Source organism: Vibrio sp. 1F279 (assembly GCF_041439815.1).
GTDB classification, from domain to species: Bacteria; Pseudomonadota; Gammaproteobacteria; order Enterobacterales; family Vibrionaceae; genus Vibrio; species Vibrio tasmaniensis_A.
Genome location: NZ_JBGOOU010000020.1, coordinates 1 through 19776, shown reverse-complemented (window position 1 = coordinate 19776; position 19776 = coordinate 1). Strand labels below are relative to the sequence as shown.

Genomic DNA, 19776 nt, shown 5'->3' with positions numbered 1-19776 from the left:
TTTGACGGACCCACTTCTTTTGACGGACCCACTTCGTGGACACCTTGTTTGTTGTTAAAAGAGTGGGTGGCTGTAATATGGTAGAGACTAGAAATGAGTAAACTGACTGCAGAAACGATAACGTTTGCTTAATAAAGAACCTCATTCGCTAACAAACTCGATTATCTTACCCTTACAGACAGTAATAGATTGAATAGTTGGGTAAATAAGTAAATAATATCGCCCCGTTTACACGGGGCTTTTTTCTATCGGAGGCACAATGCTCTACCGTCTAGCCAGAACTGGCTTTTTCCAACTTGATGCCGAAAAGGCACATGATCTTGCAATTCAAAATTTCAAACGCTTCACAGGCACTCCTATTGATCTTTTGTATCGCCAACAATTACCTAATCGACCTGTAGAATGCATGGGTCTTACTTTTAAAAACCCAGTTGGCCTAGCGGCTGGCCTAGATAAAAACGGCGAATGTATTGATGCATTTGGCGCAATGGGTTTTGGTTTCGTTGAAGTAGGAACGGTAACTCCTCGTCCACAAGCCGGTAATGACAAACCACGTCTGTTCCGTCTTGTTGAAGCTGAAGGTATCATCAACCGCATGGGGTTCAATAACCTAGGCGTCGACAATCTTATTGAGAACGTTAAGAAGTCGAACTACGACGGCATCTTAGGTATCAACATCGGTAAGAACAAAGACACACCAATTGAAAAGGGCGCTGAAGATTACTTGATCTGTATGGAGAAGGTATATCAATACGCTGGTTACATTGCTGTGAACATCTCTTCACCAAATACTCCAGGACTTCGTTCTCTACAATACGGCGAAGCTCTAGACGATCTATTGTCTGAACTTAAAACGAAACAATCTGAACTAGAAGAGAAGCATGGTAAATATGTTCCTCTTGCTCTTAAGATTGCTCCGGATCTAAGTGATGACGAAATTAGCCAAATTTGTGAATCATTGATCAAAAATAAGATCGATGGTGTGATCGCAACAAACACAACATTGGATCGTTCAATCGTTGAAGGCATGAAACATTGCGATGAAGCGGGTGGCCTAAGTGGACGTCCGGTTCAATCTCGCAGTACTGAAGTGGTTCGTAAACTTCACGAAGAACTTGGTGACGCATTGCCGATCATTGGAGTAGGTGGCGTTGACTCTTACGTTGCTGCAAAAGAGAAAATGATGGCAGGCGCGAAGCTTGTACAAGTTTACTCTGGTTTCATCTACAAAGGCCCAGGTCTTGTAGGCGACATCGTTAAAAATTTATAGTCCCCGAAAACCAGATCTTTTATAAACCCAGAGCTTTTATAAACAGAGTTATCAAAAAGATTTGGTTATTTTAGGAAAGCTATAATTTGGCATCGTCTTACTAAAAGAGACACTGTAACTCACTGAGTTGTAGACAGAAGCGATAAGAAAGAGGAATTCATTTCCTCTTTTTTTTTGCCTATTGCTCAGTAAAATTACTGTAATTGAAGGTAATTTTGCGTTTTACCTAATGGAATGGTTCAACAGTGTGAGACGAAATGATGCTTAAACCTAGCGATACATGGAGTTGGTATTACGATGAGCAGCAATGTTCATTAATGCTAAACCTCGGAGAGGATATGATTTTCAAAACGAATCTGGTCCGCAATAAGCTGGTGGACTGCGCGTTTAGAGATAATGAATTCACCGTTGATGACGCATCTTCATACCAAACCTTCAAAGAACAAATTTCTGGCTTAGAACTGTCTGAGCCTCGCCAAGCTGAACTCGCACTATATTGTGTGGCAGCAAAGCGCTTCCACAAGCCTGTACAGCCTAAAAGCTGGTTCTTCGATTCACAAGGCGCTGGCCACGAATCTCCTCAAGAAGGGGATATCGTACAAATGAATAACGAGCATAGCCTAGGTTACTTCATTGTATTGGAAGTGGGAGAGTGTGCGAGCCTATGTGCATTTGTCGACTTAGAAGAGTTTCTGCTCACACCTTCAAAAGGGTTAAGCTTTGGAGACTCGATTAAAGTGATGCACGATAGGATGGTAGACGCGAACTCTATTCTTCATTTTCACCATACACATATTGCAATGGTCGGTTAATTCCCCAGTTTAGTTCATCATTTCTAACACACATTGCAACGCATAAACCTATCAAACCTTCCTTAGAATCGGCTCAATAGCCGATTTTTTTGTGCCTAAAAAACCTCATCCAGATAAATACATCACCGCTTAACTATTTAATTAGTGAACTTGTGACTGTTTTTTCATCTTAATTTCTGCCTATTTTCATCGGCAGAAGTGTAAATTACCTCCCTTTATTCCCTGTTTTTGTGCTTTTGTAGCTAACTTTCAGTCTTAAATTGGCCCTGGTATATACCAATTTTAAGGTGAATATAAATTCACACCGCCGCATTGGCCGATGTTTGGTCATAAATTGTGCTGATTTGATAAGTCTTATGTTCTAAGGGGATGTGGGTAAGCGATCGCTTCATGACTGTGTGTTTGCTAGCCAGTTAGTCGAAAGATTCAATGAAAAGACAAGTTTAGTGTGATGCTCTAATAACAAATTCAGGTATAATCGAGCTAATTTTTATCAATAAAAGAACACTATGAATCAATATCTAGCGGTTACCTCAAACGGCCTTGAGAATTTATTAGTTGAAGAACTAACCCAACTAGGGATTACAAATGCAAAACCTGTTCAAGCAGGTGTTAAATTCAAAGCGACCAATGAGCAAATTTATCGTTGTTGTTTATGGAGTCGTTTGGCTTCTAGATTTGTACGTGTCCTTTCTGAATTCACTTGTATGGACGACATGGATTTGTACCTATCAACCACCGCGGTTAACTGGGTAAATCAATTCCATAGCTCTAAGCGTTTTGTTGTTGACTTTAACGGTACAAACAACGAAATCCGTAATAGCCAATACGGTGCGATGAAAGTAAAAGATGCCGTTGTTGATAGCTTTGAGAAAAAGTCTTTGCCTCGTCCGTCTATCAGCAAAGAAAATCCAGATATTCGTATTCACGTTCGTCTACATCGTGATAAAGCGATTCTTGGTGTTGATATGGTAGGTAGCGGTCTTCACCAACGTGGTTACCGTCCAGAATCAGGCCGAGCACCATTGCGTGAAACCCTTGCTGCTGCGATTCTTCTTCGTAGTGGCTGGGATGCGACTAAGCCTTTCCTAGACCCAATGTGTGGTTCAGGTACGTTAGTGATTGAAGCGGCAATGATGGCTGCGAACATGGCTCCAGGTGTTAAACGCCAGAAGTGGTGTTTTGAATCACTAGAAGATTTTGAACCAGAACTGTGGGCTGAAGTGAAAGCTGAAGCGAACGTTCAAGGTCGTCGTGGCGTTAAGAAAGTAGAGTGTAAGTTCTATGGCTACGACAATGACGAGCGCATGATCAAAACAGCGCGTGACAATGCTCGTCGTGCTGGTGTTGAAGAGCTGATTGAATTCGAAGTAGGCGATGCTGCAAAGCTTAAGCGTCCTACAGAGTTTGCTGATGGTGTGATTGTTTCTAACCCACCTTATGGTGAGCGTCTTGGCACAGAGCCGGGTTTGATTGCACTTTACACGGCATTCGGTGCACAACTTAAAGCGGAATTTGGCGGTTGTAACGCGTCTATCTTCTCTAGTTCTGACGAACTGCTTAGCTGCTTACGTATGCGTGCAGACAAACAGTTCAAATTGAACAATGGTGCGTTACCGTGTCACCAAAAGAACTACTCAATTTCGGACCGTCCGATGTCAGAGCGTCCAACGGGTGAACAAGAGCAACTTATTGCTCCAGACTTCGCAAACCGTCTTAAAAAGAACATCGGTAAAATTGGCAAGTGGGCTAAGAAAGAGCAATTAGATTGTTACCGTATCTACGATGCGGACTTACCAGAATACAATGTAGCGATTGATGTATACCCAGGTCACCTAGTGATTCAAGAATACGCAGCACCTAAAGATGTACCGGAAGAGAAAGCAAAACGTCGCTTAACCGATATCATCCGTGCTTCTATTCAAGTCACTGGCGTTGAAGCAAACAACGTGGTTCTTAAGGTTCGTCAGAAGCAGAAGGGTCGTTCTCAATATCAGAAGATGGCTCAAGACTCTTCTAACCTAGAAGTAAACGAATACGGCGTTAAGCTGATTGTTAACCTTCATGACTACTTAGATACAGGCTTGTTCTTGGATCATAAGATCACTCGTCGTCGTATTGGTGAGATGGCTAGTGGTAAAGACTTCTTGAACCTGTTTGCTTACACAGGCAGTGCTTCTGTTCATGCTGCAGTCGGTGGCGCTCGCTCTACAACGACTGTTGATATGTCGAACACGTATCTTGAGTGGGCAAAAGAGAACATGGAACTGAACGGCCGTGTTGGTCGTCAACATCAATTTGTTCAAGCTGACTGCTTACAATGGTTGGCGAAAGAGCAAGGATCTTACGATTTGATCTTTATTGATCCACCAACATTCTCGAACTCTAAGCGTATGGATCAATCTTTTGATGTTCAACGTGACCACATCCAGTTGATGGAAGATTTAAAGCGTCTTCTAAGAGAAGAAGGCACGATTGTGTTCTCTAACAACAAGCGTCATTTCAAGATGGATATGGAAGGACTGGAAGAGCTGGGTCTTAAAGCTCAGAATATCTCGTCTAAGACGTTACCTCTGGATTTCTCTCGCAACAAGCACATTCATAACTGCTGGTTGATTACACATAAGTAATTAAGAGATTGTATAAGGATATAGCGTGCTGACTCTCTACAGTACAGAAGGGTGCCATCTATGTGAGATGGCATTCAAACTCACGGAACAGTTAAACATTAGCCATCACGTCAACGTTGTCGACATTGCATTTGATGATGAGCTCTTTTCCCGTTACGGGGTCACTATTCCGGTGCTCAAATTTGAAAGCTCTGACTTTTCTCAAAGCTCAGAGCTTAACTGGCCATTTGGCTTGTTAGAACTTAATGATTGGTTAAAAAAGAATGGCATTACTTACAATTCATAACGGGCAATTAGCGTTTGGCGATCACCCGTTATTAGATCGTGCGGACTTTGCACTGCAAGAAAACGAACGTGTGTGTTTAGTAGGGCGCAATGGCGCGGGTAAGTCTACGTTGATGAAAATCCTGTCAGGGAACATCATCATGGACGACGGCAAGATGCAAATCACACAAGATGTGGTTGTGTCTCGCCTTGAGCAAGATCCACCGCGTAATGAAGAAGGCACCGTTTATGATTACGTTGCTGGTGGCCTAGCGGAAATCGGCGAACAGTTGAAGATCTACCATGATCTTTTGGATCTCATTGGTACTGACCCTAGCGAAAAGAACTTAAATCGTCTTACTCGTGTGCAAGAGCAGTTGGATCATGCCAACGCATGGCGTTTCGAAGATCGCGTAAGTAACGTAATGGCGGCGCTTAAACTCACTGCTGAAACAAAACTGACGGATTTGTCTGGTGGTTGGCAACGTAAAGCCGCGCTTGCTCGTGCGCTTGTATGTGACCCAGACGTGCTTCTACTCGACGAACCGACTAACCACCTAGATGTTGCGACAATCGAATGGTTAGAAGGCTTCCTGAAGGACTTCCGTGGTTCAATCATCTTTATCTCGCATGACCGTGCTTTCATCAAATCGATGGCAACCCGCATTGTTGACCTTGATCGCGGCAAGCTGAGCTCGTTCCCTGGCGATTACGAAAACTACTTGCTAGAGAAAGAAGAAGCGTTACGTGTCGAAGAGATGCAGAACGCTGAATTCGATAAAAAGCTTGCTCAAGAAGAAGTGTGGATTCGTCAGGGCATTAAAGCTCGTCGAACGCGTAACGAAGGCCGTGTACGTGCACTTAAGAAGTTGCGTGAAGAGCGCATCAATCGTCGTGAAGTGCAGGGTAAAGCGGTTATTCAGATCGATGATGGCCAACGTTCAGGCAAGATTGTATTCGAAGCAGAGAATCTTAACTTTGGCTTTGAAGGCAAAGAGATTGTTAAAGATTTCAGCTTCAACATTATGCGTGGTGATCGTATTGCTCTGATCGGCCCTAATGGCTGTGGTAAGAGTACCGTACTTAAACTGCTTCTTGATCAGCTGAAGCCTGATTCTGGCCGTCTGCATTGTGGTACTAAACTTGAAGTGGCTTACTTCGACCAATATCGCGAAATTCTAGACCCTGAGAAGTCAGTAATTGACAATCTGGCGGATGGTAAGCAAGAAGTGACAGTAGGCGGCCGTGAGCGCCATGCACTTAGCTACCTACAAGATTTCTTGTTCTCTCCTAAACGTGCTCGCACTCCTGTGAAGGCACTGTCTGGTGGTGAGAAAAACCGTCTGTTATTAGCTCGTATTTTCCTTAAGTCGAATAACTTATTGATTCTCGATGAGCCAACCAACGATCTAGATATCGAAACTTTGGAACTTTTAGAAGATTTGCTTGCCAACTATCAGGGTACGCTTCTTTTAGTGAGCCACGATCGACAGTTTGTTGATAACACGGTTATGACAAGTTGGATATTTGAAGGCAACGGCGTTGTTGAAGAATTTGTTGGTGGTTACCACGATGCTCAGCAACAAAGAAAGCAGGCTATAGAGTACCGACAGGTTGAAAAGCCATCAAAGCCAGAGAAAGTAGTTGAGGAAACTCCCAAAACTGCGCCAGTTAAGGCTAAAGCTAAGAAGTTATCGTATAAGCTACAACGAGAACTAGAAGCGCTACCTTTGCGTTTGGAAGAATTGGAAACTCAAATTGAAACTCTTCAGGAAGAAGTCAACGATCCTAGCTTCTTTTCAAAATCTGTAGAGCAGACACAACCAGTATTAGATAAGCTATCTGCAGCAGAGCAGGAGCTTGAAGTTGCTTTTGAGCGCTGGGAAGAGCTCGAGGCACTACAACAGGAAAGTTAAGAAGTAATCATGACTTGTAATAAATTTAAATTAACAACAGTTGCAGCCTTAGTTTTGGCTGCAACTAACGCGAATGCTGCACTGTACAAGGTAGTTGAAGTCGCGACTCCTAGCTCAATTGTCGGAGCTTCTGAAACGTTTGGTGTCGCGATTCAACCAGCTGCGGTTACCGGAACTGAAAGTTGTTTTACCAATGCTACTATCGGTGGTGTCGCATGTGATAGCTTTAAGCTAGCAGGTGAAACTCGTAATTCGCTTGAAGCCATTAGTTACCGTGAAGAAGTTCCTTTTGCTATGGATGCTGTCTTCCAATATTTACAAGAGTTCGATGACTTCAAAAACTATTGTAACCGTGAGCTAAGATATTCCACATGTGAAAGCTGGGCGAAAACTCGCTGGGAAGATACTTGGTTTAAGGAAAGAAACAACCTGAGTTATGTAAATGCAAAGGCATTTATAGAAGGCGGGGCAATACTCGATACTCGCAATACAGTGATCAACTCTCTAGATAAAGATGCCAACCCGCTCGGTGTTAAGTCTGAGGGAACCATCCGAAACAATGCAATATTTACAACGACAGCCAAGCCTGCAGGATCTTCTGAGACTCGAGCATGGAAAGCCATCACAGCGAGTAATGGTACTGTTTACAATGTAGGTAGTGTTTCTACTAGTGAAACCATTACGGAGACGTCAACGCCGGATCCTGTTTTTAGTTCAAAAGCTGCTATTTGGGATGGTACGAATACCAAGCCAATCGATTGGACTCGTGGTGGAACTGCTAGACAAGGCGATTACTATGCTCAAGGTAGCATGCGTTCAATTGCCGAATCGGATACTAAGTTTTATGGCGTAGGCTACAATACTGTTGATGGTAGTGGTGATCTGCAAGATATGAATGCATCTGTATTCATCAGTAAATCTCTGGACTTAGCTGACAGCGCGAATACTTGGACGACCAAATCAATTGAGGGGGCTAAGGTCAACTCTAACTCGTCTAATGATTACAAATACAGTAACTCTGTAGCGACCGATATCAACAAAAACTTGTTTGTTATTGGTAACTCTAAGCGTAATGGTCGAGTGCCTGAAAATGGTAGCGCAGGCAGTAAGATGTTCGTTGTTACTGATGCTTCAGTTGCGACTCCAACAGCGACATACCTAACGGGTGGTATCTTCTTTGCTGGTTCGAGTGGTGAAGCTAGAGCCGTTAACAACTTCAATGAAATTGTTGGTCAAGTTGACGCAGAAACAACGCGTGAAGTTGATGGCAGTGAGCGTAGACACCGTGGCTTTATTTATCCATATCAAGCAACGGGTACTGACCCATCAAGAATTGATCTGTTTCAGAACAAAGCTTGGTTTCTAGATGATCTAACTAACGATGGCAACGTTTCTGGAGAGAACAACAAGTTCCGAATCATTGATGCTTCAGGTATCAACGATGCGGGTGTTATCTCTGCAACAGCTATAAAATGTATGATCGATACAAATGGAGACGGTAGAGGTAACGATGAACGAGCCTACGATACAACGTCTCACAACTCATACTGTGCTGGTGCTGCGTCTAATGCAGTAGAAGAGGTTGTTGCGGTTAAATTGATTCCTATCGAAGGTAAAGGTAAGAGTGATATCCAAGCTCGTAGTACTGATACAGCAAAGGTCGATCGTAAAGGCGGTAGCTTAGGTTGGTTCGCTTTGACTGTACTCGGCTTATTAGGGTTCCGTAGAAAATTTAAATAATTTCATCTCTTGAGCCCGAGTTCACAATTCTGAATTCGGGCTTTTTTTTCGCATTGAGAAAAGTGAAAAACTGGTCGATTCTTAGAGTTGGAGTCACAAAAACTCCGCAAAGTTGTAATCATTGTATGTTAGTAAATAGAACACCCGTATGAGGACTGCACTATGAAGAGACAAAAGCGTGATCGACTAGAACGAGCACAATCTCAAGGCTACAAAGCTGGTATAAACGGTAGGTCACAAGAAGCTTGCCCATATAGCCAAATGGATTCTCGGTCTTATTGGTTAGGTGGTTGGCGTGACGCCAAAGGTGATAAGCAATCAGGTCTCTATAAATAGATAGGGCGGAACATATTCAAAGATCAAGGCTCCATTGTTGTAAAGCAGTGGAGCCTTGTTAGTTTCTGAATGGGACATAATACCAATCGTAGAATAATGGCGTAGAGAGCTAATGCTTTAAACTGATACTGATACTGATACTGATAGCGGAATACACAGTTGCTGGTGGACTAATACAGTACAGTTTCGGGATAAGAAAGTTTGTTTAATCAGTACACTCTAGTGCACTATAACTAAATGTGTTGGAGTGAAAATAAAGCAGCCAATGGCTGCTTTATTAAAATCTAACTGCGTTACTCTAATTAAATGATTAGATTAGAATGCTGACGTATCTTGGAAAAGGCCAACTTTCAAATCTTTAGCAACATAAATCTCTTTGCCATCAACAAGTACGCGACCATCTGCAAGGCCCATAACTAGGCGACGGTTAACAACACGCTTCATGTGGATTTCGTAAGTCACTTTTTTCGCAGTAGGTAGGATTTGACCAGTGAATTTCACTTCGCCTACACCTAAAGCACGGCCTTTGCCTTTGCCGCCAACCCAACCAAGGTAGAAGCCAACAAGCTGCCACATTGCATCAAGTCCTAGACAACCAGGCATTACTGGGTCACCAGGGAAGTGACAGTCGAAGAACCATAGGTCAGGAGTAATATCCAGTTCAGCAAGAATCAAACCTTTACCGAAATCACCTTCAGTCTCAGACATTTTAGTGATGCGATCCATCATCAACATGTTCGGTGCTGGTAGTTGAGGACCTTCAGGCCATAGTTCGCCTTGGCTTGATGCTAGAAGATCTTCGCGAGTGTAAGAATCACGTTTGTTTTGCATTATCAATTACTCCAATTTTTGATAGGTGCATATTAGTGAACAGGTGTACGCTAAACAAGTCCGATCAGTACTAGACAAACCAGTTTTTAATGCGTCCAACAATTCCAATAGGGTGCTCATGTCTTTCAAAGTTTTCAATACGTTCCGCAATTTTGCTTAGAACGCTTTCTTGTTCATCGTCTCTAAATGGTTTGTTCATAATAAGAGGAATAGCTTCATCTACATTAGAGACAGACCAAATATGGAATTCTTTGTTTTTGATGCTTTCAATTAGGTCTGGCTTCAGAGCAAGATGTCGTAAGTTAGATCTTGGAAGGATCACACCTTGTTCGCCAGTTAACCCGTTGTGTTTACACACATGATAGAAGCCTTCGATTTTCTCGTTTAGCCCACCAACTGCTTGTACACGACCGAATTGGTCGACAGCACCAGTTACCGCTATTTGTTGATTGATAGGGTATTCCGACAAAGCACTGACCAGAGAGCAAAGCTCAGCAAGAGAAGCACTATCGCCGTCAACTTCGCAGTATGATTGCTCAAACACAACAGAAGCAGCATAGGGCAACGGATCTTCAAGGTTTAATGCGCTGCTTACAAATGCTTGCATGATCATCATGCCTTTGGCGTGAAGGTTACCACCGAGTTCCGCTTTGCGTTCAACGTCGGCAATATCACCATCACCAAAGTGGATAACACATGAAATTCGGGCTGGTTCGCCATACGATACAGGGTGTCCTGGTACATCGATAACCGTCAGACCATTAACTTGTCCAACTTGTTCACCCTCGGTTTCGATAATAACTTGGCCATCTCGAATATCATCAAGAGCACGTTCAGGTAAGTACGATTCGCGGTTGTATTTGTGTTGTTGTGCTTGCTGAATATGGTGACCATCAATCTCACCATGGTCGGCTTCAATCAAAGCTTCGTTCAATAACGCATTGTGCCAAATCGGGCATAACGGTATATAGCTTTGGTCTTCAGTTTCTCTCGCACCAGCAGTAAGAATGCCTGTCACCGCCTGTTGCGTGATGTTTGGCAATTCATAACGTTTTTGGAGCCATTTAAGGTAACCAAGATATTGCGTCAACGTCTCTTCTGTTAGCTTTATGTCTTGTTCAATTTCACTGAATAGGCAGAAACCAGTTTGAATATCACTGTCTAGATAATCAAGATCGCCGAGTTGAGCTCGGTCTCCAACCACAATCAACTTAATATTGTAGGTAAGCGGTAAAGATGGAGATTGGTTTAAGTGTTCTGGGTTGCTACTGATGGGCTCTACGGCCTCACCAAGAAGTGCAGACTTAAGCAGTAACCAGCTTCCCGGGTTTGCTAGAATCAAGTTGGCTGAAACAATCAGATAACCATTGTTCGCTCTAGCCAGTAAGCCAGGCTTTGTCGCAACGACTTGGCCGTCTTTTGATTGAACTTGGTCAAACAAAGAGACAGCATTTAAAGACTCAGTTTTTATTACTGGTAACGTGTGATCATCTAGAGCAGTAACTAAAGATTCAACAATCATTTGACGATAGATCGAATTGTCCGGAGCGTTGACAAGTAAAACACGCGAAAGGTTGGACAAGCGGACAAAGCGGGTTAACGCATCGTTGAATCTATGTTGAATGTCTGAAAATGGGAAAGGCGAGATGTCAGGGAATTGCTCTAATTGAGCGCTATATTCGTCGTACTGAGGCGTAACATGTCGCCAATCTACTAGAGTCATTTAAGTTTCTGATTATGATAATGAGGTAGGGAGTATATAGAAAAACCGATCTCGCTTGTAGCTCTATGTTGTAGTTACTAATCACTAAGCTAATATAAGTATGATCTTGGTCTATTCTTTCAAGACAACAATTGTTAAATAGCCTATTTTGGGTTACGCTGTCACTAGGATTAACTCTCGAGATTAGACATGAAATATCAGCAACTTGAAAACTTGGAATGTGGTTGGAAATGGAACTATCTGGTCAAAAAATGGAAAGAAGGCGAGTCGATCACCTGCCATATTGATTCAAGTGAAGCTGACGTTGCTGTACAAGCCTTATTGAAGCTTGAACACCAACCAACAGGTGTTCTTGAGTGGATATCTGACAACATGTCTCCTGAGCTCGATAACAAGCTCAAGCAAGCGATTCGAGCTAAGCGAAAGCGTCACTTTAATGCTGAACAAGTTCACACCAAGAAAAAATCAATCGACCTTGATTATCGTGTATGGGAAAAGCTATCCCAGCGTGCGAACGAGCTAGGTTGTACGCTATCAGATGCTATTGAGTATTTGGTAAGCGAAGCATCTCGTAGTGAACAGGCCAGCAAGACAGTAACCAATCTTAAAGAAGATTTAAGCAAGCTCCTTTCTGACGATAAATAATCATCAACAGTAGTGGTGACATTATGATGTATGTAATCTTAATCGGTGCAGCGTTGGTTTTTTGGTTAGTTGCGGTTGATAGGCCGGTATTGAAAATCAAATTTAACGATGGGGCGATCGAACAAGTTAAAGGTCATCTTCCACCGAGCTTTAAGCACAACCTTCAAGAGATTGGCCACAACAACACTTTTAAAGGTGAATTAAAAGTGTACGCAAAGCGTTCTGGTTATAATCTCAAGTTCACAAAGGATGTACCTAAGAACGTGCAACAACGTATCCGTAATGTATTCCCGCATAACGGCTTCAAATCTAAAGGCTCAAAGAAGGCGTAATGGTCAAGAATTACGTCTTATCTTGTCAATCTTCATACTAAGTTAGTTCTTCGCTTGCCTTAGCCATCGTCATACTGTTCTCAGTTCCAATAAAGGAGAACAGTATGAGATATCTAATCCTTTTGTTGTTTTTTTCATCCCCAGTCGTATTTCCCGACGATGCATTGGTTAATCCCGTAGCCAAAAAAATCAAAGCCACGGTCATGAAAGGACTAAAAAAGAGCAATGTTGAAATCGATGGTTATTGTGACCTGATGATTGAAATGAAGCACTCCAAAGGTTATACAAAAATCAAGAGAGTGAGAACGTCCGGCGATAGTAAAGCTTGTAGACAGGCGAAACAGCACTTACCAACCAAGAAAAAGTTCAAATATAGTTTTCCAGAAAAGTACATCCGACTTCATATCACAAACTGACCATTATAATGCACTATAACTAAATCATATTAATATGATTGTCTAAAACGCCAGTGAATACGAGTGAATTACGGTGATCTGACTAAGATGTTAATTTGTTGCACTGTCACCTTGTATAAGCAATATGTCTCGTAGGGCGTTCATTTTACTGATATCTATTTAACAGAAGGTGCCAAATGTACACGAATCTTGTTTAGCGACAGCGTGTTTAACGGGGATGCCGAGGTGTTGGCAAGTCATTAGTACCTTTAGTTTTCTATCGGCAGGAGCGTGTTCTGAGAGAATCACAGAGCTTATACACTCTTTATTCAGATACAGCTTGTTGCCAATAATCTCTTCATTGGGCAGTACCCAGCGATATTCTTTTTCGTAACGCCAGTTTGAATGTTTGATTCCAAGTACGCTCGCGGCTAATTTCGATGCTTTTAAGTCAACTAGCGAAGGAGAACTAAGCATGCTTGGGTTGTCAGTATACTGAACTTCAAAGCAATTGAGATCTGCCTCACCGTGATAACAGTTAAGATCATACTCAATACACATACCTTTAAAGTTATCGCCATACTGAGACCAAAGTATGGGATGGTCATTCGATTGAGAGAAGCACATAACCTTGAAGTCGTTCTGAAGTTCTTTGTTGAACAGGTGATGAGATTCAAAAGGGTTATTAAAGGTCTTAGCGGAATCAAACCACAACGAACACTCGGATATCGATTGTATGTTTCTATCGTGAAGAGATCTGAACTTATAAAGTTTAGGCAACATATCAAACACCTGGTTTACAACATTGTCTGATGTTAACACTATAATTCATAATGTAAGCGTGAATGCATAGTGTTTGCTTGCTTAGTCACCAAGTTTAATCATATAACTGATTGATAGATCAAAATTTAAACACGAAATAGAAGCCTGTTTGAGTGATTTATCTTGCAATAGCGCTGGTTTTTTTAATAAGTTGCAACGTAACTTTATATTGGTGGAAGAATAGGTCTATATTTGGAGGCAATGTAAAGGAAGTTAAGTGAACCAATAATGATAAATCCGACCTCAAAGAGATCGGACTATTTGCAATGTTAGGCTAGTTGACCGCAATAAATTGGTCTAGCCATTGAAGGAACTTTAGAAATGGTACCTTGCACCAATGTATGCTGTTTTGGATGAAACATCGATGGACTCTATTTCAATATGTGCAGAGCGGTAACCGATATGAACGTCGATGTTATCGGTAATTATTGCGCCAAATTCTCCACCGATTTGGTAAGCGGCCTCAGATTCAGAAGCTGAGAGCCCAAAGGCTTTGATTTCCGTATCAATAGATCCAACGCCTGCTAACAGGGAGACATACAAATCCAAGACGTCGCCTTTAACGATGAATTTGGGTTTAACATTCACGAAGAAGGCTTGGCCTTCCATATCCATCATTTGAGCAAAGTTAACTTTGCCAATTTTTCGGTACTCCGCTTCTAATCCCAGCTTTACTACATCGTGTGTATTGAATTCATAACCGCCAACTAAGTTATAACTCAAGTCAGCTAGATCAGAAGAATCTTCAATTTTGCTACCGCGGTATTCTAATTCGGTTTCATTATAAAACCCGATATCTACACCTGCATAAAAATGACCAAGCTCTTTAGCTGCTGTGTCATTTTCATTAGCAAGCGCGTATGAACTCATGCCAAAAGCGGTGAATAGTGATAGGGCAACCATACCGATTTTCATATTAAGCCTTTTATATAATAAGTTATTGATTCCTTGAATACCTTACCAAATGTAGAGCTTTTAAACTAATAATGGTTTTGTGTAACCATCTGATTTTATGAACTTATTATCGATATAAACATCAATACGAAGCAACATGATTTGATTTTAGCCGTATCGCTTTATATTTACACAATCAGTATGCCCTTAGCCAAACACAACAAGGTGGCGGGTAGGGAAACTGCTAAATCAAAACAAAGCTGAGGCGTTAAAGCGTAAAGATGAACTCGAAAATGAGAAGCATCAGGCAAGGGTACGGCGATTACAAAATGGTGAAGAGCAGGCCAGTAGCCTTGATGACATCAGCATTAGAGATAGGGGATTTAAGGATGAATTTATCCTGTTAGTCGTCTTCGTACCAATCATCTTGTCTTTCATTCCCAATTACGCGCCATATGTAGAACAAGGATTCAATGCACTGCAGAACACTAACCCTTATTGGTTTGTAGTCGGTGCCGTTGTTGTCGATACGCTAGGCATGCGTGCCATGGTGCGATACCTACTTGAATACTACGCATCTCGATGGAAAACGAAGTGATGGCGTTCCTTGATGCGTTAATCATCGCTCTTATTACAGGTGGAGTCTCAAGCCTTGGCACAATTGCGGCTTTGAAAACGGACATCAACTGGATAAAGCGAGTGCAACAAGACCAAAAGCAACGGATACGAAAACTGGAGATACCGAATGAAAGGACACAAGTGCAAAGGCCGCCGACCAAACGGCCAACTTAAGAAAGGTTACACACTCAAGAACGGGCACGTGGTAAGGGCGAATACCACACGAAAACGCTACAAGAAACGTCGATAAATCATATCAAGCAAAGGGCCATTTCCTTAGGAAAGTGGCCCTTCCTGTATTTCTTAAGACAACAATCTGCATTTTAGTCATCCAGTTTCACAGTTAATGATTTAAATCACTGTTATAACAAGGGTTGATGATTATAATCCCTTCCCATAAATCAGACTAGACAGAAAAAATTTGTTTTTAAATGCAGAATTTTCTGTCTAATAGTTGTTGGCCATTTCATTAATATTAGGAATGTAAATGAACAAAATAGAAGAGTTACAGCTGAACGTGGAAGCTTTGTATCATGCGGTTATACAAGACAAGACGTTTTTTTCTTCGATTTTTACATATGTAGAAAAGATGCACTCTGAACTTCAGAACAAATCTAACGTTATCTCTGCAGCACGTTTGTTAATGTTGGCTGGAAAAATTGAAAAGTTTTTTTCTGAGTACCGTAATGACGGCGATGGATTGTATATTCCTCCGAGTCAGGCTTGGCAAAACGATGATAATGTAAAAGTTATCTTCAAACTTACAAAAGAACTTTCTCAACTAGATGATGATAGTTTCAATCAACTACTGCCTCAACCTGAAGTGAAAGCTGCAACATCCGAGAAAATTACTTTTGACAATCGAAAAGTATTTATCGTACATGGCCGTGAAAATGAAACCAAAATCGAAGTTGCTCGTTTTATTGAAAAGCTAGGTTTTGAAGCAATTGTTCTTCATGAACAAGCAAACGGTGGTAAAACAATTATTGAGAAAATTGAGAGTTACACAGATGTTGGATTTGCCGTAGTTCTTTATACACCTGATGATGTTGGTGCGCTTGCTACTGAGCAGAAAGATCTTAAGAGCAGAGCAAGACAAAATGTTGTATTTGAGCACGGTTATTTAATGGCTAAAATTGGACGAGATAGGGTAGCTCCTCTAGTCAAAGGCAACATTGAGCTGCCTAATGATATCAGTGGAGTGGTATATGTTAGCAACGAAAGTTGGCAAGTCGATTTGGCAAAAGAACTCAGCTCTGCTGGTTATAATGTTGACTTCAATAAGTTGTTTAAATAACAAATAAACTGTTTAAGAATGATTGGTAATGCGATTGCAATTAAACTCATACAAAGCAATTAAGAAATAATGCTTAGGTTGGACTGTTGTTCGCAGCGTTATGTAAATAGTTAAATTTCGGAGACAAAATGAAAGCATTGATTCCTGCGAGCGAAAGAGCTTTTAGGCTATACCAAGCACATTGTATCAATCCAAGCTTGGACACATTATTCAATTTTCTAAATGCAGTCCATAGTCTTAATGACAAATTGGGGAAAGCAAAGCTGGGTGGTTTCTTTGATATACAGGAATTTATTGCTTTAAAGGCACTTAGAAACCTTTTTCACCATCAAGAAGAGCTAGTGAATGAATTACGTATTATCCCTGTCCAGAATCTTCCTCCGATTACAACTGATCTGCTGTATTTATGCCTAGTCCCAACCAACCTTGTAGAAGATGCTATCTCAACAATTCCTAACAAGTACCGTGCTGATGAAGAAGTAGTTATTAGGTCTGTTTTAGGTTGGTACGGTGACGTCGTAAACATTAATCCATGTATATTTAATTTCATGGTTAAAGTCTATGAATACTTGGGAAATAAAGGTATCGAGATATCTGGAGAAGAGTATTTAGATTTTGCTAGTTCCTATGAATTCGAAGTTAAAAATGGACATTCTCATTATGTTACGGGTGAAATTAGTTGTCATGCTGGTAGCGTAGAAGAAGTTCTAAGAAAGGCTTTTGCATCAGTTACATAAAAAACTGCTCAAGAGTGATTCGCAACGCGTGGCAGATTTTTGTTTACATTGATTTTAGTATTACGGTGCAATAGATGATGCTGTTTACCTAAGCTAAAGTTGGTTTAAGGAGGGTGGGAGTGAGTATTTGGGAAGTTGACAAGCTATTTCTTTTTATAGCATTCGTAATACCAGGCTTTATTTCAATACGGGCTTACGAACTTTTCTTTCCGGGAAACAATGAAGAGTCGTCAAAAAAATTAATCGACGCGGTAACATATAGTTGTATTAACTATGCTTTACTCTTTCCTTTGATTTATTGGGTTGAACAGTCTCAGGTGAGTACTGTTTTCCAAGGGGTTTTCTACTCTTTGGTTCTGTTTTTTGCCCCGGTGCTGTGGGTTTATATTTGGAAATTGATTAGGCAAACCCAGTATGTACAAGACCGACTACCTCACCCGGCTAATAGACCTTGGGATTATGTATTTTCTCAACGTAAATCATATTGGATTATCGTTACCTTAAAGGATGGGACTAAATTGGGTGGTATGTATGGTGGAAACTCATTTGTATCAAGTTCACCCTGTAAGGAGCAAATATATCTTGAACAATCTTGGGAGCTAAATGATGACGGTGGGTTCGAGAGGGTACATGAGCAATCCGGTGGTATACTAATCATTACCGATGAAATTAATTATTTAGAGCTGTTTGAATAAGAAGGAGATCTTCATGTCTAGTAATAAACAAGGTTATAAAGATGGCTATCAGCCTAGAAAAGATGGTTATCAACCTAGTCTAACTGAAAAAGTAAAGGGTGGTTATCAACCAAATAGGAGTGAGGGAGGTAGTCCTACTAACCCACCTCCTAAAAGAAAATAGCCAACGCATAACAAGCGGTTTAGACTAATCACGAACGCTTTGTACTTCTCTACGCTAAACTTACAAGGTATAAAGTGATACAATAGTGTCACTTTAATCTTCTATTGGAGTCATTCTCATGAAAGTCGAGCTCGTTACTTCCCTTAAGCGTCAAGCGACCAAAATTCTTGCCGACCTACACGACACCAAAGAGCCCGTGTTGATCACCGAGCATGGCAAACCTTCTGCGTATTTGGTTGACGTCGATGACTATCAGTTTATGCAAAACCGCTTGGCTATCCTCGAAGGGATCGCACGCGGTGAGCGCGCCATTTCTGGAGGCAAGGCGCTGAGTCATGACGAAGCCAAAGACAAGATGTCAAAATGGCTGAAGTGATTTGGAGTGAACCCGCGTTATCGGATCTCAACGATATCGCGGAATACATTGCCCTTGAAAACCTAGTCGCGGCCAAACAGCTGGTTCAAAACATTTTCGACAAAATTGAACGCCTCAGCGACTTTCCCGAGTCTGGGCGTCTGCCTCCAGAGCTCGAGCACCTGAATTATCGCGAAGTCGTAGTGAATCCATGTCGGGTTTTCTACAAGCAAGAAGGTGACAAAGTGTACATCTTGTTTGTGATGCGCGCGGAGCGAGATTTACGTCGGTTTTTACTGAGCAAACAGTAAAGATATTATGCCACCTCGCGATTGATTTCGTGGCTTACGATGCAAAAAGGCTAACTTATTGATTGAGCGCGTCGCTAACATGTAGTCAAACGCGGATTCCTTCTCGCTGAATCTTAGGTTCATCAAGCGGCCAGTCGCATCGTCAATGAACACCAATAGGCAGCATTTGTCGCTGCGACCTTCAAACCAGTCATGATGGGAGCCGTCAATTTGGATAAGTTCACCCAAGCAATCACGACGGTAACGAGGCTGATAGATCCGAGGTTTTCGTTGTGAGTGCGGGATCCAAAGGTTATCGGCAATCATCCATTGGCGAAGTGTCTCTAACGAGATAGCTAAATTATGATTTTCTATGATCTTTTCACGTGCAAATGTGGGCGAGAAATCAGAATAGTGTTTATGGATAGTCGAAAGAATCTCTTTGCGATATTCGTCAGAATAACGTCGATTACTGGGTTTACCTCTAGAAGCATGGGTTAAACTAGCCGCACCATGTTCACGTAGTTTGTTCATTAACCTTTGAACTTGACGCTCACTTAACGAAAGTATCTCTGCCGCATCAGTACGACGCAAACGATGTTCACAGACGTCTTGAATAACTTTGAATCGACTAATTTCTTTTTCACTCATGGCAATCAACATCTCAGTAGTCCTTAGTAACCGAAGCTGGTACATGAAATGTAGTCAGCAACCAGTGCTAAGGTGACATTTTAATCTGGCTCAAAAGTGACATTACTATCTGGGGCTTACAAGTCAACTGCGTATTATGTGGTTAGATTTATGTTGAGTGGTTTGCTGAAAGCCTGAGAGCTTCAAAGGGTGGGCGAGAGAACTGCTCATTGTCGGAACTTGTTTCGTACATGCGAAGAGCGAGAATCGCTTTTAGAACGAAGCCCGTAACATAAATCCTGTAATACGCATGAAGCTTACAATCCATCTTCCATGAGATTGCAGTAAACACATTGACAGTATGCCGGTATTTTTACTAAT

The 19776-nt window shown here is 41.6% G+C and carries 22 protein-coding genes and 1 pseudogene; 18 read left to right on the top strand and 5 right to left on the bottom strand.

Annotation, left to right across the window (positions count from 1 at the left end):
- Positions 1-259: 259 nt before the first annotated feature.
- The 7 genes from pyrD (at position 260) to rmf (ending at position 8968) form a co-directional block, all read left to right on the top strand.
- Positions 260-1270 carry a quinone-dependent dihydroorotate dehydrogenase gene (gene pyrD / locus ACED60_RS15125; protein WP_009846660.1) on the top strand — a complete coding sequence of 337 codons (1011 nt, stop codon included), beginning with the start codon at positions 260-262 and terminating at the stop codon, positions 1268-1270.
- Between the two features lie 257 nt (positions 1271-1527).
- The gene (locus ACED60_RS15120; RefSeq protein ID WP_017099303.1) at positions 1528-2082 is read left to right on the top strand and encodes a cell division protein ZapC; all 555 of its coding nucleotides are present in this window, start codon (positions 1528-1530) and stop codon (positions 2080-2082) included.
- Positions 2083-2591: 509 nt separating this feature from the next.
- Positions 2592-4712 carry a bifunctional 23S rRNA (guanine(2069)-N(7))-methyltransferase RlmK/23S rRNA (guanine(2445)-N(2))-methyltransferase RlmL gene (gene rlmKL / locus ACED60_RS15115; protein ID WP_371727896.1) on the top strand — a complete coding sequence of 707 codons (2121 nt, stop codon included), beginning with the start codon at positions 2592-2594 and terminating at the stop codon, positions 4710-4712.
- A 25-nt stretch (positions 4713-4737) separates the two neighbouring features.
- Positions 4738-4998, top strand: a complete 261-nt coding sequence (locus tag ACED60_RS15110) for a glutaredoxin family protein (RefSeq protein ID WP_012603885.1) — start codon at positions 4738-4740, stop codon at positions 4996-4998.
- Complete coding sequence (locus ACED60_RS15105) at positions 4976-6892, top strand: ABC transporter ATP-binding protein (protein ID WP_009846664.1); 1917 nt, start codon at positions 4976-4978, stop codon at positions 6890-6892. Before ACED60_RS15110 ends, ACED60_RS15105 begins: the two co-directional genes overlap by 23 nt.
- 9 nt (positions 6893-6901) lie before the next feature.
- Complete coding sequence (locus tag ACED60_RS15100) at positions 6902-8632, top strand: DUF3466 family protein (RefSeq protein WP_371727895.1); 1731 nt, start codon at positions 6902-6904, stop codon at positions 8630-8632.
- Positions 8633-8794: 162 nt separating this feature from the next.
- Positions 8795-8968: a ribosome modulation factor gene (gene rmf, locus ACED60_RS15095; RefSeq protein WP_009846667.1), complete on the top strand. Its 174-nt coding sequence runs from the start codon at positions 8795-8797 to the stop codon at positions 8966-8968.
- 315 nt (positions 8969-9283) lie between these two features.
- Here rmf and fabA read toward each other — a convergent pair whose 3' ends face one another.
- Together fabA and ACED60_RS15085 are read right to left on the bottom strand one after the other, a co-directional pair.
- Complete coding sequence (fabA, locus tag ACED60_RS15090) at positions 9284-9799, bottom strand: bifunctional 3-hydroxydecanoyl-ACP dehydratase/trans-2-decenoyl-ACP isomerase (RefSeq protein ID WP_010440782.1); 516 nt, start codon at positions 9797-9799, stop codon at positions 9284-9286.
- Between the two features lie 70 nt (positions 9800-9869).
- Entirely contained in the window at positions 9870-11522 is a 1653-nt protein-coding gene (locus tag ACED60_RS15085) for an AAA family ATPase (protein ID WP_371727894.1), read from the bottom strand.
- A 189-nt stretch (positions 11523-11711) separates the two neighbouring features.
- Here ACED60_RS15085 and matP point away from each other — a divergent pair, with 189 nt between their 5' ends.
- The 3 genes from matP (at position 11712) to ACED60_RS15070 (ending at position 12915) form a co-directional block, all read left to right on the top strand.
- Positions 11712-12167, top strand: coding sequence for a macrodomain Ter protein MatP (matP, locus tag ACED60_RS15080; protein ID WP_009846670.1), 456 nt, complete (start codon positions 11712-11714; stop codon positions 12165-12167).
- A gap of 23 nt (positions 12168-12190) precedes the next feature.
- On the top strand, positions 12191-12499 hold the full coding sequence (locus ACED60_RS15075; protein WP_012603889.1) for a DUF3634 family protein: 309 nt from the start codon (positions 12191-12193) through the stop codon (positions 12497-12499).
- Between the two features lie 104 nt (positions 12500-12603).
- Positions 12604-12915 (top strand): hypothetical protein, encoded by a 312-nt coding sequence (locus tag ACED60_RS15070; protein WP_017101103.1) that lies wholly within the window; start codon positions 12604-12606, stop codon positions 12913-12915.
- A gap of 159 nt (positions 12916-13074) precedes the next feature.
- Here the strand turns inward: ACED60_RS15070 and ACED60_RS15065 are convergent, their stop codons facing one another.
- The gene (locus ACED60_RS15065; protein ID WP_029224091.1) at positions 13075-13677 is read right to left on the bottom strand and encodes a DUF2971 domain-containing protein; all 603 of its coding nucleotides are present in this window, start codon (positions 13675-13677) and stop codon (positions 13075-13077) included.
- A 354-nt stretch (positions 13678-14031) separates the two neighbouring features.
- Complete coding sequence (locus ACED60_RS15060) at positions 14032-14631, bottom strand: porin family protein (RefSeq protein ID WP_065678359.1); 600 nt, start codon at positions 14629-14631, stop codon at positions 14032-14034.
- Positions 14632-14851: 220 nt separating this feature from the next.
- Here ACED60_RS15060 and ACED60_RS15055 point away from each other — a divergent pair, with 220 nt between their 5' ends.
- From ACED60_RS15055 to ACED60_RS15020, 8 genes are all read left to right on the top strand, one after another.
- Complete coding sequence (locus ACED60_RS15055) at positions 14852-15208, top strand: hypothetical protein (RefSeq protein ID WP_371727923.1); 357 nt, start codon at positions 14852-14854, stop codon at positions 15206-15208.
- Complete coding sequence (locus ACED60_RS15050; RefSeq protein ID WP_371727922.1) at positions 15208-15402, top strand: hypothetical protein; 195 nt, start codon at positions 15208-15210, stop codon at positions 15400-15402. The genes ACED60_RS15055 and ACED60_RS15050 overlap by 1 nt, the downstream gene beginning before the upstream one ends.
- Before the next feature lie 313 nt (positions 15403-15715).
- Positions 15716-16525 (top strand): TIR domain-containing protein, encoded by an 810-nt coding sequence (locus ACED60_RS15045; RefSeq protein ID WP_371727893.1) that lies wholly within the window; start codon positions 15716-15718, stop codon positions 16523-16525.
- A gap of 128 nt (positions 16526-16653) precedes the next feature.
- Positions 16654-17262: a hypothetical protein gene (locus ACED60_RS15040; protein ID WP_371727892.1), complete on the top strand. Its 609-nt coding sequence runs from the start codon at positions 16654-16656 to the stop codon at positions 17260-17262.
- 119 nt (positions 17263-17381) lie between these two features.
- Positions 17382-17957: a DUF6338 family protein gene (locus ACED60_RS15035; RefSeq protein ID WP_132970261.1), complete on the top strand. Its 576-nt coding sequence runs from the start codon at positions 17382-17384 to the stop codon at positions 17955-17957.
- Positions 17958-17970: 13 nt separating this feature from the next.
- Entirely contained in the window at positions 17971-18120 is a 150-nt protein-coding gene (locus ACED60_RS15030) for a hypothetical protein (RefSeq protein WP_371727891.1), read from the top strand.
- A 118-nt stretch (positions 18121-18238) separates the two neighbouring features.
- A complete protein-coding gene (locus tag ACED60_RS15025; RefSeq protein ID WP_371727890.1) occupies positions 18239-18496 on the top strand; it encodes a type II toxin-antitoxin system Phd/YefM family antitoxin in 258 nt (85 codons plus the stop codon).
- Positions 18484-18786: a type II toxin-antitoxin system RelE/ParE family toxin gene (locus tag ACED60_RS15020; RefSeq protein WP_371727888.1), complete on the top strand. Its 303-nt coding sequence runs from the start codon at positions 18484-18486 to the stop codon at positions 18784-18786. The genes ACED60_RS15025 and ACED60_RS15020 overlap by 13 nt, the downstream gene beginning before the upstream one ends.
- 66 nt (positions 18787-18852) lie before the next feature.
- On the opposite strand, the pseudogene ACED60_RS15015 reads toward ACED60_RS15020, so the two are convergent.
- A pseudogene (locus tag ACED60_RS15015) lies at positions 18853-19416 on the bottom strand (helix-turn-helix domain-containing protein); the annotation flags it as partial.
- Positions 19417-19776: the final 360 nt, after the last annotated feature.